Below are 13,823 nucleotides of genomic sequence, written 5' to 3'. Positions count from 1 at the left end.
GGCGTTGGAACGAGGAGTGAAGCATGACAGCGGCGAAAGAAGTCATCGTCATCGGCGCCGGCATCATCGGCGCCTCCATCGCCTGGCACCTGACGAGGGCCGGAGCAAAGGTGACGGTCATTGCCGGCAGCGGCGCCGGCGGCGTCGCGACACCGAATTCCTTTGCCTGGATCAATGCCAGTTGGGGCAATCCGGAGGTCTATTTCCGCCTGCGCATTCGGTCGATGGCCGAATGGACGCGATTGGCGAAAGAGGTGCCCGGCATCCCGTTACAATGGTGCGGCGGCCTGTGCTGGGACCTGCCGCGTGCCGAACTTGAGGCCTATGCGGCCGAGCACTCCGCATGGGGCTACGGCATCGAGCGTGTCGACCGTGCCGGAGCGGCGCGCATCGAGCCCAATCTGACCGAGCTTCCCGATTTCGCCCTTTATGTGCCTGGGGAAGGCGTTGCCGAGCCGGTCGCTGCCACGCAAGCACTGCTGACCGACGCCGAACGGCGCGACGCGCGGCTGCTGACGGGAGTTACCGCGACCGCATTTGTGCAGGCCAACGGCAAGGTCTCCGGCGTCGATACATCCGCAGGGCGGATAACTGCCGACGAGGTGGTGATCGCGGCCGGAGCCGGCTCTCCGGCACTAGCGGCAACAGCCGGGATAGAACTGCCGATCGAGACGCCACCCGGCCTGATCGTGCATTCGCGCCCCTACGAAAAGCTGCTCAACGGCCTGGTGATCGGCGACCGCCTGCATATGCGCCAGACGGCGGAAGGCCGCATCATCGCCGGCTCGGATTTCGGCGGCGCCGATCCCGGCATGGATGCCGCGGCCACCGCCCGCGACCTGTTTGCAGCGATGAAGGCCATGCTGCGCGGAGCGGACGGGCTGGAACTCGATTTCCACACGGTTGGCTATCGGCCGACGCCGATCGATGGCTTTCCGATCATCGGCCGCGCCGAAGGCACGAGCGGCGTCTACGTCGCGGTCATGCATTCCGGCATCACGCTGGCGCCGGCCGTCGGCCTGTTCGCCGCCCGCGAAATCCTCGACGGCGAGCGCGATCCGCTGCTTCAGCCTTACGGACTGGGGCGGTTTACTCAATAACCGGGCGGGCGGCGAAAGCCGCCGGTTAGCGGCTCGATTGCCTTGGCGATGCCGAGCAGGCGCGACTCCGACCAGCGTTTGCCAACAAGCTGTAGTCCGATGGGCAGGCCATTGCCGTCCTGTCCGAAGGGCAGCGACAATGCGGGGTGGCCGCTGTAATTGAACACCGCGCCATAGGCCGGCAGCATCCAATAGCTTTGCTTCTTTCCGTCGACCTCGATCGGCGTTCCCGGATCGCAATGCGGAAAGGCGGGAACCATGGCGACGGGGCACAGCAAGGCGTCGCAGTGTTCGAAGAACCGTTCCCACGCCAGGATGGAGCGGTCGCGGCGGGCCAGCGCCTCGAACCAGCGCGAGACCGGCGTCGGCTTCTCCGGTGGTCCGGGCTGCGCCGCCTCCAGCATCATGCCGATCAGGACGCCGCCTTGTGCCAGGTCATCGTGCAGGTCGAACTCCGGCAATTTGGCTTCCTCGACGATGGCGCCCGCGGCCTGAAGCTCTTTTGCCAGACTCTCGACGGCCGCGCTGATCTCGCCGGCCACCGGAAAGCCCGGAAAGGACGGCGCGACGGAAATGCGCAAATTCCTGAGATCCAGCTCCGGCATGGTTTCGACCGATACCGGCGCAAGGTCGGTATCGCTTCCATCCGGCCCGGCAATGAGGCCGTAGATCAGCGCCAGGTCCTCGACGCTGCGTGCCATCGGCCCGAGGCAGGAGATCAGCCGCACGCTGCGCGGCGCCCCGCCTGGATCGGGGAAGGCGCCGGCGAGCGAGACGCGGTGCTCGGTCGGCTTGAGGCCGTAGACGCCGCACAAGGCAGGGGGCAGCCGGATTGAATCCTGCATGTCGGTGCCGACCTCGAACGGCGTCATTCCGGTGCTGAGCGCCGCCGCTGCACCGCCACTGGAGCCGCCGGCGGTGCGCTGGAGGTTCCAGGGGTTGCCGGTGCGGCCGAACAGCGGATTGCTCGACTGCCAGTCACCTAGCATTGTCGCCACGTTCGTCTTGCCCACCAGTATGCCGCCTGCCGCCTTCAGCCGGGCAACGACCGGACTGTCTGCCCTAGCGGCATAGTCGGCGAAGGCCGGCAAGCCGACGGTGGTTCTCATGCCAGCGGTTTCGTGCGTGTCCTTTAGTGTGAACGGCAGGCCATGCAGCGGCCCAAGTGCCTGGCCGCGCGCCTGTGCTTCGTCGGCCTTGCCGGCGCGTTGCCGCGCACCTTCCCGATCGAGGGTTACGACGGCATTGACCGCCTCATTGTGCCTGTCGATCTGCGCCAGATGCTCGTCCAGCACCTCTATTGCGGACACCGTACGGTCGCGGATGGCTGCGGCCAGTTGGGTGGTCGAGGAAAAGACGATATCCATGATAAATGCTCCGGGCTATCGCGCCGCGCTCCTCAAAATGGCGGATTGGCGCGCGGCTTCAAGCCTGGCTCGGCATTTCGACGACGGCGGCGCTTGATCGGGATTGCGCTGCCGGGATCCGTTGAGGGTCGGCGCCGTCCAGCGGCCTCGCCGCGATCGGCACCTCTACGGCTTACCGTCCCCTGTTATGCGTCCGTTCGTAGAGCTCACGGATGATGCCGCTTGCCGTGGTCTCGAACAGAAACGGCAAGAAAGCATGAATGAGCGCGGCAAAGGCCGCCATGAACAATCGCGACGAGAACCATGCGGCGAAAGCCATATGGCCGAAATAGCTCTCGCCCACCGCGGCCGGGTGAGAGGTGAAAAGTCTTGCGAGCCGTGCTGTCATGTCGATCCCTCCTGCCGGCATGAAGAGCCGGCGATGAATATCCTGCCACGGCTGTCAGGTTCATCGGTCTCAAATTGTCCTTGTCTCAAGCCAAATTTTGGGACAAACATCCCACATGACGCCGGAAATCGACGAAATAGACCGGAGATTGCTGGCCGAGCTGCAACGCGACGGCACGCTATCCGTCGACCAACTCTCGGCAAGAATATCGCTGTCGCGCAATGCCTGCTGGCGCCGGGTCAAGCGGCTGGAGGAAGACGGCGTCATCACCGGTCGGGTGGCGCTGGTCGACGCCGACAAGCTTGGACTCGGCCTTTCGGTGTTTATCATGATCCGCACCTCGAACCACGATCCCGACTGGCTGCAAAGATTCCGGGCGGCGGTGACCGGCTTTGCCGAGATCACCGGCGCCTACCGCATGTCCGGCGATCTCGACTATGTCTTGCGCGCCCGCGTCGCCGATGTGAAGGCCTATGACCGGCTCTATCAGCGGCTGATCGCCAAGGTGGCACTGTCGGACGTTTCGGCCTCCTTCGTCATGGAGGAGATCAAGGAGACCACGGTCGTTCCGATGGTACTGCGCTGAGCGGAACTGTGCTGAAAGAAAGCCGTTGATAGCATTGCCGCCGAGTTGACTGAACCGGCGTTCGCGACGATAGGATCAGCCTTATGCGCGCAGCACTTTATCCTACCTCCGTCATCGGTCCGGCTGTCGGCTTCGTCAGGCTGCCGCATGGCGAGGGATTGCCGCTTCCTGCCTATGAGAGCTCGGGCGCGGCCGGCATGGACCTGCGCGCCGCCGTCCCGGACGACAGGCCGCTCTTGATTCTGCCGGGAAAACGCGCGCTGGTGCCGACCGGGCTGATCCTGGAAATTCCGGAGGGCGTCGAAGGCCAGGTCCGGCCGCGTTCCGGCCTCGCCTTCAAGCACGGGCTCACCTGCCTCAATACGCCGGGCACCATCGACAGCGACTATCGCGGCGAGGTCAAGGTGCTGCTGATCAATCTCGGCGACGAGGATTTCGCGGTGACACGCGGCATGCGGATCGCCCAGATCGTCTTCGCCCCGGTGACGCAGGCAACCGTCGAGGAGCGCACATTGGCCGGCGGCACGGCGCGCGGCTCGGGCGGCTTCGGTTCGACCGGCACCGCCTGATGAAAATACCCAAACTCGTCATCTTCGATTGCGACGGGGTTCTGGTCGATACCGAGAACCTGGCCAATCGGCGCCTCGCCGAGTGGCTGACCGCGGCCGGCTTTCCGGCCAGCTTCGAATATTGCCGCAAGAATTTTTCCGGCCGCAGCATGGTCTCGGTGCAGAAGGAAGTCGAGGCGACCGGCGTCAGCCTCGGCGCCGATTTCGTCGAGCGCTGGAACGCCGGCCTGCCGGACCTGTTCGCGCATGGCGTCGAGGCCATCCCCTACGTTCGCGAGTTCATCGAAACCGTGCACGCCGCCGGCATCGCCACCTGCGTCGCCTCGTCGGCACGGGTGTCCAAAATGCACATCACGCTCGGCCAGACCGGGCTGCTGCCGCTGTTCGAGCATGCGCTGTTCAGCTCGACCATGGTCTCGCGTGGCAAGCCGTTCCCCGACCTCTTCCTGCATGCGGCAGCGACGATGGGCTTCGCGCCCGCCGACTGCATCGTCATCGAGGACAGCGTCGCCGGGACGGCAGCCGGCATCGCCGCCGGCATGCGCGTCTATTCCTATCACGGCGACCCGCTTTCCGACCGCGATGGGCTGATCGAAGCCGGCGGCATCCTGTTCGACGACATGCGTGAACTGGCCGGGCTGGTGCCGATCCACTGATCGCCTTTGCGCAGGCTGCATGCGCGCCCGATCTCAGACCGGGCGTGGGGCTCCAAGTACTCGGTCGACCGTGTCGCGTATGAGACTGCGCAGATTGGCCGGCCTGTCGAGATGACTGACGACAAGGAGGCCGTCGGCCGCCACCGTTAGCGCGTCCGCTGTGCGGTCCGGATCGGGATTTGTGTCCGCGATCAGCAGATCCCTTAGGATGCCCCACTTCCAGTGACGATGCTTATCGATCGCGTGGCGAACCGGGCTGCTGGGGTCGGGGTATTCGGCAGCTGCATTCTGGAACGGGCAGCCGCGGTAGCCCGGCTGATCCGCCGCATCGGCGATGAGATCGAATATGGCAAGGATCATCTGGCGAGGTGGCCGCCGGCCAAGGCTCGCGATTGCCGCCCGTCCTCCCTTGCTGAGTTCCTCGATGTAGGCGCGGACGAGATCGTCCTTGGCCGCGAAGTGATGATAGAACGTCGCCTTGGCAACGCCGGCCTCGGCGATGATGCGGTCGATGCCGACTGCGCGCACCCCCTCCAGAGAAAACAGCGCGGTCGCCGTATCGAGGATGCGACGGCGCGCAAGACTTTCGGGACGATCGTTGATTCGGGCTGCGGACATGCCTTGACTATATAACAGACAGGTCTGTATACATCCATATGTAGACAGACAGGTCTACCTATTAACGAAGGGAAGGCGAAACATGGCTTCGATAGTCAGGGAAATCATCGTAGATGCTTCACCGGAAAGCGTATGGGCGACGGTGGGCGACTTCGCCGGCGGCGCCCAACGGATAGCCCCAGGCGTTTTCGTCGACTGCCGGGTGGATGAGGACGACGTACGGGCCCTTACTTTCGCCGACGGCAAGATTGTGCGAGAGCGGCTCATCGCCCGCGACGAGCTGAACCGGCGGATCGTGTGGGGATGGCTCGGCGATGAGGTCACCCACGATAATACCTCCATGCAGGTCTTTGCTGCGGGCGAGGGCCGGAGCCGCCTGGTCTGGATCCACGACACTCTGCCCGACGAACTCGGCGCGTGGCTCGCAGCCGCCATGGATCAGCTGGTGCCGGTTTTCCGGCAGACCTTGGCGAGCCAAGCCAAACCAACATAGTGACGCAACGCCAGGTGTTTCCTCTTGGCCGCAAAATGCTCTAGCTTGCGCGCGCCCGAGATAACGAGCGCGCGCATGACCTTCTCCCTGCTTCGTTTCATCTTTGCCTGCCTGCTGCTGCCCTGTCTTTGGACGGCGGCCAGCGCAGAGGCCGTCAGCTTCCCGGAGCTCGGCAGCGCTGTCCCCGGCCACGGCGATGTCACCTATCTCGACCTCGCCAGGATGGTCATTCCCGATCTGGCGGCGGACAAGGACGGTTTTTTCCGGGGTTCGACGCCAATCGAGATGCGTCACATCGCTGGACCGGACTACGGCGGCTCGCCGCCGGCGACGTCGGGTCTTTCCAATGCCGGCGTGCTTGGCATCAAGGCCGGCGGCAAGGAGCGGCTGGCCATGCTGTTCGACCTCGGCGACTCGCCTGACAGTGCCGAGGGCTATGCCGTGCTGGCGCTCTACGACATCACTGGCAAGCCGGCGCTGCTCGACGCGGTCAATGTCGCCGTCGACCGCATCACCTCTCTTCGCGAACCGGGCAAGCTGCCGATCGGGCCTGGTGACGACGCCATCATCAGCATGAGCATGCATTTCAATTCGAGCCAGGGCTATGGGATCACGTCGCTGATCATGGTCCGTAACGACAGGTTCGAGCTGATCGACATGATCTATACGTTCGACGAAAACCTCTGCACCCATAGGAGGACGCAGAACGCGGCGTTTCAGGCGATCGCCGACGGCCAGCCCTATGCAGCCATCAAGGTCACGGTGACCGACGCGACGCTACCGGGGGAAGAAGGCTGCGACGGCCAGCCGCCGCCAGAGGCGTCTTCGCGCGACATTTCCGTCACCTATCATTGGGACAAAAACGATTCGCACTACGTCAAGGATTCCGATGCGCTGGACCGATTGGCAGATGAGAACGCCAAACGCTTCTGAGCCAACCGCATTTGTTTGCTCGGCGCCTTCCGCCGGGCTAGAATTTACCTCACATTCTGCACTGGAGGGGAGCATCCATGGACAAGGGCAAGATTTTTCGCGACCTGCATGCCTCGATCTTCGTCATGGCCAATTCTTGGGACGTCGGCACGACCAAGCTCTTGGCCTCGTTCGGCTTCAAGGCGCTGGCCACGACCAGCGCCGGCTTTGCCTTTTCGCGTGGCCTGCCCGATGGCGCGGTGACGTTCGAGGCGATGATCCATCATTGCCGTGAAGTGTCGGCGGCGACCGGGTTGCCGGTTTCGGCCGACCTCGAAAAGGGCAAGGGCGACAGCGCGACAAGTGCCGGCGAAACCATCTTCGCCGCCGAGGCGGCAGGCCTCGCCGGCTGCTCGATCGAGGACCATACCGGCGAGCCCGACAAGCCGATCTATGATTTTGCGCATGCCGTCGAGCGCGTCGCGGCGGCGGCGGAAGCGGCACGGGCGCTGAAACGCGATTTCGTCTTCACCGCGCGGGCCGAGAATTTTCTGTGGGGCAAGCCCGACCTCGACGATACGATCAAGCGGCTGCAGGCGTTCGAAAAGGCCGGCGCCGACGTGCTCTATGCACCGGGGCTGGGCGACATCGAGATGGTTCGAACCGTCTGCTCCGCGCTGACCAAGCCGGTCAACGTCATGGCCAAGCCCGGCTTCACCATCGCCGATCTGGCCATGGCGGGGGTAAAGCGCGTCTCGCTCGGCCCATGGCTCACCAATTTCGCCTTCGGCATGCTGGAGACCGCGGCGCGCGAGATCCAGCAGGACGGCACCTTCGGCTTCACCCGCGCCGCCATGCCGTTCGGCAAGCTGCAGGCGCTGTTTGCCAAATCTTCAGCTTAGGTGGGGCCCGGCGAATGACGCTCACCGTCGTCGACATGCACACCGGCGGCGAGCCGCTGCGGATCGTCACCGGCGGCTACCCCAATATTCCCAAGGGCACGATCCTCGAAAAGCGTGCCTATGTGCGCGACCATCTCGATCATCTCAGAAAGATCCTGATGTTCGAGCCGCGCGGCCATTACGATATGTATGGCGCGCTGCTGGTGGAGCCCGACCTGCCGGGCGCCGACCTCGCGGTGCTGTTCATGCACAATGAGGGCTATTCGACGATGTGCGGCCACGCCATCGTCGCGCTCGGCCGCTATGCCCTCGACGAGCGGCTGGTGGCGCCACGCGAGCCGCTGACGACCGTCAACATCGAGGCGCCATGTGGACTGATCTCGGCCGCGGTCGAGGTGAGGGATGGCAAGGCCGGCGCGGTGTCCTTCGAAAGCGTGCCGGCGTTTCTGTTTGCCCGCGACCAGCGGATCGAGCTGCCGGGCTATGGTCCGGTCGGCTTCGACATCGCCTATGGCGGCGCCTTCTATGCGCAGGCCGACTGCCGCCAGTTCGGGCTGGAATTCGGCAGGAACCGGGTGCGCGATTTCGTCGATGCAGCGACCGCGCTGACCAATAAGCTGAAGGCCGAATTGCCGCTGTCGCACCCCGACCATGCCGATCTCGCCTTTCTCTACGGCACCATCCTGACCGACGGACAGGATGCGTTCTCCGATACGCCGACCAAAAACATCTGCGTTTTCGCCGAAGCCGAGGTCGACCGGTCGCCGACCGGCTCGGGTGTCACCGCGCGGCTGGCGGCCATGCACGCCAAGGGGCAAATCGAGATTGGCCGGACGCGGCTGTTCGAGAGCATCGCCGGCTCGCGCTTTTCCGGTGCGGTCGCGCGCACGGCGACAGCCGGGCCGCATGATGCCATCATCGCCCGCGTCGGCGGTCGCGCCTATTACTCAGGCCGAGCCGAATTCATCGTCGAGGACGACGACGAACTGGGGCGCGGCTTTCTGCTGCGCTAAGGCGTGTTGATGTTCAACTGCCGGCGAACGGCGGTGGCTCGAGCCCAAGGCCGGGCGCTGCTGCTGTTCAGGGCTGCGACGCTCGAAGGTAACGGCATGGATCCTAGGGTCTGCGCCGCGTCGCTTCGCTCCTTGCTCCGCCCTAGGATGACGAAATGAGGGAGGCCGCAGCTAACCTCGAAGGATTGTGACTTGCCGTCCGCTACCACCCTCTACACTGCGACGCAACGGCCAATCTCCGACGTCCGCGACTTGTCTTGAACCCCCATGCCTTCGTCATCCTAGGGCGGAGTAGGAGCGAAGCGACGTCGCGGAGACCCTAGGATCCATGCCGTTATTATGGCTGAAGAGTGCAGCGCCTCCGTGCGCCGGACTTGCACCAACAAGGGCGGTCAGCTCCCTTCCCGTGCCGAGATCGCCTTGTGCAGATGCACCATCATGGCTGCGGCAAACAACGGCGTCAGTAGGTTGAGCAGCGGTACGGCCAGGAAAGCCGCGACAACCAGCCCGGCGAGGAACACGGTGACCGCGTGCTTTCTGCGCAGCGCCTTGGCCTCGGCCTCCGGGCGAAAGCGCATGGCGGCGAATTCGAAGAACTCGCGCCCGAGCAGATAGCCGTTGACGATGAAAAAGGCGGCGATGTTGATGCCTGGCACCAGGAGAAGCAGCAGGGCGACGATATTGCCGAGGATGACGACGCCGAAGAACCTGATCGCCAGCACCAGCGAGCGCAGCGCCGGCACGGCGCGGCCGGGCGGATCGTTGAGGTAATCGGTGCGCTCGACCACTTCGGCGACGTCGTCGAGGAACAGGCCGGCGATGATCGCCGTCACCGGCGCGATGAAAAGCGCCAGCCCCAGCGCAAGGCCGATGCCGGCGACGACGGCGCCCAGCCATCCGGCCCAGGAGGGAAGAGCGGGCAGCCATGCATCGATCCATGGCCAGGCCAGCCAGTCGAACAGGCTCTTTATCCCGAACCACAGCGCAGCCAGCGCCAGCAAGGTCAGCCCCAGCGTCTTCACGAACACGGAACGGAATTCGGGCGAGAACAGCCGGCTCAAGGCGGCGCGGGCGGCGTCGAGGATCACGGCGTTTCCAATCCCATGGGTGATATTTCGAGATAGGCGGAGACAAGCCGCGAGACAAGCGCAAACCGCGCAACACGAGGCGTCTGCGTTCTGCCCGGATTTATAACACGCGGCCTAGGCAAAGCCGCATCAAACCGCTAGACCCGCCCGCGCCCGGCGTGGCAGAAAGCCGGTAGTTTTTTGGCGGAGACATGAATTGATGCCGGACTATGACGTGCTTTGTATCGGAAATGCCATCGTCGACATCATCGCCCAGTGCGACGAGGCGTTCCTGGAGACCAACGGCATCATCAAGGGCGCGATGAATTTGATCGACACGAGGCGCGCCGAACTGCTCTACAGCCGCATGGGCCCGGCCATTGAAGCCTCGGGCGGCAGCGCCGGCAACACGGCGGCCGGCGTCGCCTCCTTCGGCGGTCGCGCCGCCTTCTTCGGCAAGGTCTCCAACGACGCGCTCGGCGAAATCTACGCGCACGACATCCATGCCCAGGGCGTCGCCTTCGACACCAGGCCGCTCAATGGCGAACCGCCGACGGCGCGCTCGATGATCTTCGTCACGCCCGACGGCGAGCGCTCGATGAACACCTATCTCGGCGCTTGCATCGAGCTCGGCCCGGAGGACGTCGAGGCCGACAAGGCGTCGGGCGCCGCGGTCACCTATTTCGAGGGCTATCTATGGGACCCGCCGCGCGCCAAGGAAGCGATCCGCCAGACGGCGAAGCTCGCCCACGCCGCCGGGCGCGAAGTGTCGATGACATTGTCGGACTCGTTCTGCGTCGACCGCTACCGTGACGAGTTCCTCGACCTGATGCGCTCCGGCACCGTCGACATCGTCTTTGCCAACAGCCACGAGATCAAGTCGCTCTACCAAACCGCGTCCTTCGACGAGGCGCTGGCGCAGATCCGCAAGGATTGCAAGATCGCCGCCGTCACCCGCTCGGAAAAGGGTTCGGTCATCGTGCGCGGCGACGAGACCGTCACCATCGAGGCGACCAGGATCCGCGAACTGGTCGACACCACAGGCGCCGGCGACCTCTACGCCGCCGGCTTCCTCTACGGCTACACGCAAGGCCGCAGCCTGAAGCAGTGCGGCGATCTCGGCTCGCTGGCAGCCGGGCTGGTCATCCAGCAGATCGGCCCAAGGCCAAGGCAGAATCTGCGCCGCGAGGCCGAACAGGCGGGGCTGCTGTAGCGGCACCTCTTTCCTTCTCCCCTTGTGGGAGAAGGTGGATCGGCGCGCAGCGCCGAGACGGTTGAGGGGTGTTGGACGGAGCGCTGCCGGCGCCAAGCTGGAACACCCCTCATCCGACCTCGTTTCGCGAGGCCACCTTCTCCCACAAGGGGAGAAGGGAGAGGCGCTGCTGCTGCCCCGCCACTCAAGCCCCAGCGCTGTACGCCGCGATCGCCGCCATATTCACGATATCGCTATCCTTGGCGTTCAGCGAGACGATCTGAACCGGCTTGTTCAGGCCGACCAGCAGCGGGCCGATGACGGTCGAGCCGCCGAGCTCTTGCAGCATCTTGGTCGAGATCGAGGCCGAGTGGAAGGCCGGCATGACCAGTACGTTGGCCGGGCCGGTCAGCCTGATGAACGGGTACTGCGCCATGGCGCGGGCGTTGAGCGCAACGTCGGCGGCCATTTCGCCGTCATACTCGAAATCGACGCGGCGCTTGTCGAGGATGCGCACCGCTTCCTGGACGCGCTCGGAGCGCTCGCCCTGCGGATGGCCGAAGGTCGAATAGGCGAGCATGGCAAGCCTCGGCTCGTAGCCCATGCGGCGGGCGAAGCCGGCGGCCTCCTCGGCTATGTCGGCGATCTGTTCAGCATTAGGCATGTCGTGCACGGCGGTGTCGGCGACAAGGACGGTGCGACCCCGCGCGAGCACGATCGACACGCCGATGACGCAGTGGCCGGGCCTTGCGTCGATGACGCGGCGGATATCGTCGAGCGCCGTCGAATAGTTACGGGTAACGCCGGTGACGATGCCGTCGGCATCGCCCAGCGCCACCATGCAGGCGGCGAAATGGTTGCGGTCGGTGTTGATCAGTCGCTGGCAGTCGCGGAACAGGAAGCCTTTGCGCTGCATGCGCTCGTAGAGATAGTCGGTGTAGACCGAGTTGCGCCGCGACAGCCGCGCATTGATGATCTCGATGCCTTGCTTGCCGAGGTCGATGCCGGCATTCCTGGCGTTTTCCTTGATGATGTCGTCGCGGCCGAGCAGGATGGCGGTGCCGAGCCGCTGGTTCACATAGGAGACGGCGGCGCGCATCACCTGCTCCTCCTCGCCCTCGGCAAAGACGATGCGCTTGGGCTGGCGGCGCACCCGGTCGTAGATGCGCTGCAGCGTCGAGGCGATCGGGTCGCGGCGGGCGGAAAGCTCTTGAGCGTAGCGGTCGAGATCGAGGATCGGCTTGCGCGCGACGCCGGAGTCCATCGCCGCCTTGGCGACCGCGATCGGGATCGCCGATATCAGCCGCGGATCGAACGGCACCGGGATGATGTAGTTGGGGCCGAATTTCGGCCGGTTGCCCTGGTAGGCGGCCGCGACATCGTCGGGCACGTCCTGGCGCGCCAGTTCGGCCAGCGCCCGGGCGGCGGCGATCTTCATGTCGTCGTTGATGGTGGTCGCCCGCACATCGAGCGCGCCGCGGAAGATATAGGGGAAGCCAAGCACGTTGTTGACCTGGTTCGGATAGTCGGACCGCCCCGTCGCCATGATGGCGTCGGTGCGGATCTCGGCGACCTCCTCAGGCGTGATCTCGGGGTCGGGATTGGCCATGGCGAAGATGATCGGGTTCTTGGCCATCGACTGCACCATCCTGGTGGTCAGCGTGCCTTTGGCCGACAGGCCGAGGAACACGTCGGCGCCGTCCAGCGCCTCGGCCAGCGAGCGCGCGCCGGTTTTCACGGCGTGCGCCGATTTCCACTGGTTCATGCCTTCGGTGCGGCCCTGGAAGACGACGCCCTTGGTGTCGCACAGAATGATATTTTCTGGCGCAAAGCCCATCGCCTTCATCAATTCGATGCAGGCGATGCCGGCAGCACCCGCGCCATTGCAGACCATCTTGGTGGTCTTCATGTCGCGGCCGGTGACCTCCAGCGCGTTGATCAGGCCGGCGGCCGAGATGATGGCGGTGCCGTGCTGGTCGTCATGGAAGACCGGTATGTCCATCAGCTCGCGCAGCCGCTGCTCGATGATGAAGCATTCCGGCGCCTTGATGTCCTCAAGGTTGATGCCGCCGAACGAGGGTCCAAGGAAGCGCACGCAGTTGATGAATTCGTCGGCATCCTCGGTGTCGACCTCGAGGTCGATGGAATCGACGTCGGCGAAGCGCTTGAACAGCACCGCCTTGCCTTCCATCACCGGCTTCGAGGCCAGTGCGCCGAGATTGCCGAGGCCGAGGATGGCGGTGCCGTTGGAGATGACGGCGACCATGTTGCCGCGAACCGTGTAGTCGAAGGCGCGGCTCGGGTCCTCCGCGATGGCGAGAACCGGCACCGCGACGCCCGGCGAATAGGCAAGGCTGAGATCGCGCTGCGTCGCCATTGGTTTTGTAGCGACGATCTCCAGCTTGCCGGGGCGGCCCATGGCGTGGAATTCCAACGCCTCCTGGGCGCTGACGGAGGGCCCGTTGCTTTCGGTTTTCTTGGCCATGGTACCTTGATTTCCTCGCCCGTACGGCACCGCTTGCGATGGGTGCGCATGCTTTCTTTTGTGGAAGGTTCGGGATTAAGGCTACACTTCGCCGCTGTAAACCGCCAAGCATGGCTTGCAAAATTTTGGAAGCAGCTTCGTGAACGACGAGACGCCCATTCGAAGCGACACCGCCACGCCGGCCTTCGCGCCGGCGACGCCGATGATGGAGCAGTATATCGAGATCAAGGCGGCGAACCCGGATTCGCTGCTGTTCTACCGCATGGGCGACTTCTACGAGCTGTTCTTCGACGACGCCGAGAAGGCGAGCCGGGCGCTCGGCATCGTGCTGACCAAGCGCGGCAAGCACCAGGGGCTCGACATCCCGATGTGGGGGGGGGCCCGGGCCCCCCCCCCGCAGTTAATTGAGAAGCGGATCGGGCCGGGGGGACCCGGGCCGCGCGGGGGCGGCGGGACGGGAGGGAGGGTAATACAA

The 13,823-nt window shown here is 64.7% G+C and carries 15 protein-coding genes; 10 read left to right on the top strand and 5 right to left on the bottom strand.

The window, feature by feature from the left end; translation table 11 throughout:
• Positions 1-23 precede the first annotated feature (23 nt).
• The gene (locus tag NKJ40_RS01975; protein ID WP_352464304.1) at positions 24-1,100 is read left to right on the top strand and encodes an NAD(P)/FAD-dependent oxidoreductase; all 1,077 of its coding nucleotides are present in this window, start codon (positions 24-26) and stop codon (positions 1,098-1,100) included.
• On the opposite strand, the gene NKJ40_RS01970 is transcribed toward NKJ40_RS01975, so the two are convergent.
• Entirely contained in the window at positions 1,094-2,467 is a 1,374-nt protein-coding gene (locus NKJ40_RS01970) for an amidase (RefSeq protein WP_352464302.1), read from the bottom strand. The two genes, NKJ40_RS01975 and NKJ40_RS01970, sit on opposite strands and share 7 nt — an antisense overlap.
• Before the next feature lie 172 nt (positions 2,468-2,639).
• Positions 2,640-2,855, bottom strand: coding sequence for a DUF6356 family protein (locus NKJ40_RS01965; RefSeq protein ID WP_023717932.1), 216 nt, complete (start codon positions 2,853-2,855; stop codon positions 2,640-2,642).
• A 115-nt stretch (positions 2,856-2,970) separates the two neighbouring features.
• Between NKJ40_RS01965 and NKJ40_RS01960 the strand changes: the two genes are divergently transcribed.
• The 3 genes from NKJ40_RS01960 (at position 2,971) to NKJ40_RS01950 (ending at position 4,666) form a co-directional block, all read left to right on the top strand.
• Positions 2,971-3,441, top strand: coding sequence for an Lrp/AsnC family transcriptional regulator (locus NKJ40_RS01960; RefSeq protein ID WP_352464299.1), 471 nt, complete (start codon positions 2,971-2,973; stop codon positions 3,439-3,441).
• An 83-nt stretch (positions 3,442-3,524) separates the two neighbouring features.
• Positions 3,525-4,010: a dUTP diphosphatase gene (dut, locus tag NKJ40_RS01955; protein ID WP_352464297.1), complete on the top strand. Its 486-nt coding sequence runs from the start codon at positions 3,525-3,527 to the stop codon at positions 4,008-4,010.
• Positions 4,010-4,666, top strand: a complete 657-nt coding sequence (locus NKJ40_RS01950; RefSeq protein WP_352458656.1) for an HAD family hydrolase — start codon at positions 4,010-4,012, stop codon at positions 4,664-4,666. Before dut ends, NKJ40_RS01950 begins: the two co-directional genes overlap by 1 nt.
• 33 nt (positions 4,667-4,699) lie before the next feature.
• Here NKJ40_RS01950 and NKJ40_RS01945 read toward each other — a convergent pair whose 3' ends face one another.
• Complete coding sequence (locus NKJ40_RS01945; RefSeq protein WP_352464295.1) at positions 4,700-5,284, bottom strand: TetR/AcrR family transcriptional regulator; 585 nt, start codon at positions 5,282-5,284, stop codon at positions 4,700-4,702.
• A gap of 82 nt (positions 5,285-5,366) precedes the next feature.
• Here NKJ40_RS01945 and NKJ40_RS01940 point away from each other — a divergent pair, with 82 nt between their 5' ends.
• The 4 genes from NKJ40_RS01940 (at position 5,367) to NKJ40_RS01925 (ending at position 8,604) form a co-directional block, all read left to right on the top strand.
• Positions 5,367-5,777: an SRPBCC family protein gene (locus NKJ40_RS01940; RefSeq protein ID WP_352464293.1), complete on the top strand. Its 411-nt coding sequence runs from the start codon at positions 5,367-5,369 to the stop codon at positions 5,775-5,777.
• A 75-nt stretch (positions 5,778-5,852) separates the two neighbouring features.
• The gene (locus tag NKJ40_RS01935; RefSeq protein WP_352464291.1) at positions 5,853-6,710 is read left to right on the top strand and encodes a hypothetical protein; all 858 of its coding nucleotides are present in this window, start codon (positions 5,853-5,855) and stop codon (positions 6,708-6,710) included.
• A 77-nt stretch (positions 6,711-6,787) separates the two neighbouring features.
• Positions 6,788-7,591, top strand: a complete 804-nt coding sequence (locus tag NKJ40_RS01930) for an isocitrate lyase/PEP mutase family protein (RefSeq protein WP_352464289.1) — start codon at positions 6,788-6,790, stop codon at positions 7,589-7,591.
• Between the two features lie 14 nt (positions 7,592-7,605).
• Positions 7,606-8,604, top strand: a complete 999-nt coding sequence (locus NKJ40_RS01925; RefSeq protein ID WP_352464287.1) for a proline racemase family protein — start codon at positions 7,606-7,608, stop codon at positions 8,602-8,604.
• 392 nt (positions 8,605-8,996) lie between these two features.
• On the opposite strand, the gene NKJ40_RS01920 is transcribed toward NKJ40_RS01925, so the two are convergent.
• Complete coding sequence (locus NKJ40_RS01920) at positions 8,997-9,692, bottom strand: sulfate transporter family protein (protein ID WP_352464285.1); 696 nt, start codon at positions 9,690-9,692, stop codon at positions 8,997-8,999.
• Positions 9,693-9,891: 199 nt separating this feature from the next.
• On the opposite strand from NKJ40_RS01920, the gene NKJ40_RS01915 reads away from it, so the two are divergent.
• Positions 9,892-10,884 (top strand): adenosine kinase, encoded by a 993-nt coding sequence (locus NKJ40_RS01915; protein ID WP_352464283.1) that lies wholly within the window; start codon positions 9,892-9,894, stop codon positions 10,882-10,884.
• Positions 10,885-11,068: 184 nt separating this feature from the next.
• Here NKJ40_RS01915 and NKJ40_RS01910 read toward each other — a convergent pair whose 3' ends face one another.
• On the bottom strand, positions 11,069-13,348 hold the full coding sequence (locus NKJ40_RS01910) for an NADP-dependent malic enzyme (RefSeq protein ID WP_352464281.1): 2,280 nt from the start codon (positions 13,346-13,348) through the stop codon (positions 11,069-11,071).
• A gap of 139 nt (positions 13,349-13,487) precedes the next feature.
• Between NKJ40_RS01910 and NKJ40_RS01905 the strand changes: the two genes are divergently transcribed.
• The coding region (locus NKJ40_RS01905; protein WP_502903682.1) for a MutS N-terminal domain-containing protein at positions 13,488-13,823 on the top strand (336 nt) is incomplete at its 3' end.

It is taken from the genome of Mesorhizobium sp. M0119, from assembly GCF_040322615.1.
In the GTDB taxonomy this organism is placed as follows: Bacteria; Pseudomonadota; Alphaproteobacteria; order Rhizobiales; family Rhizobiaceae; genus Mesorhizobium.
This window is presented reverse-complemented; position numbering and strand designations above follow the sequence as displayed.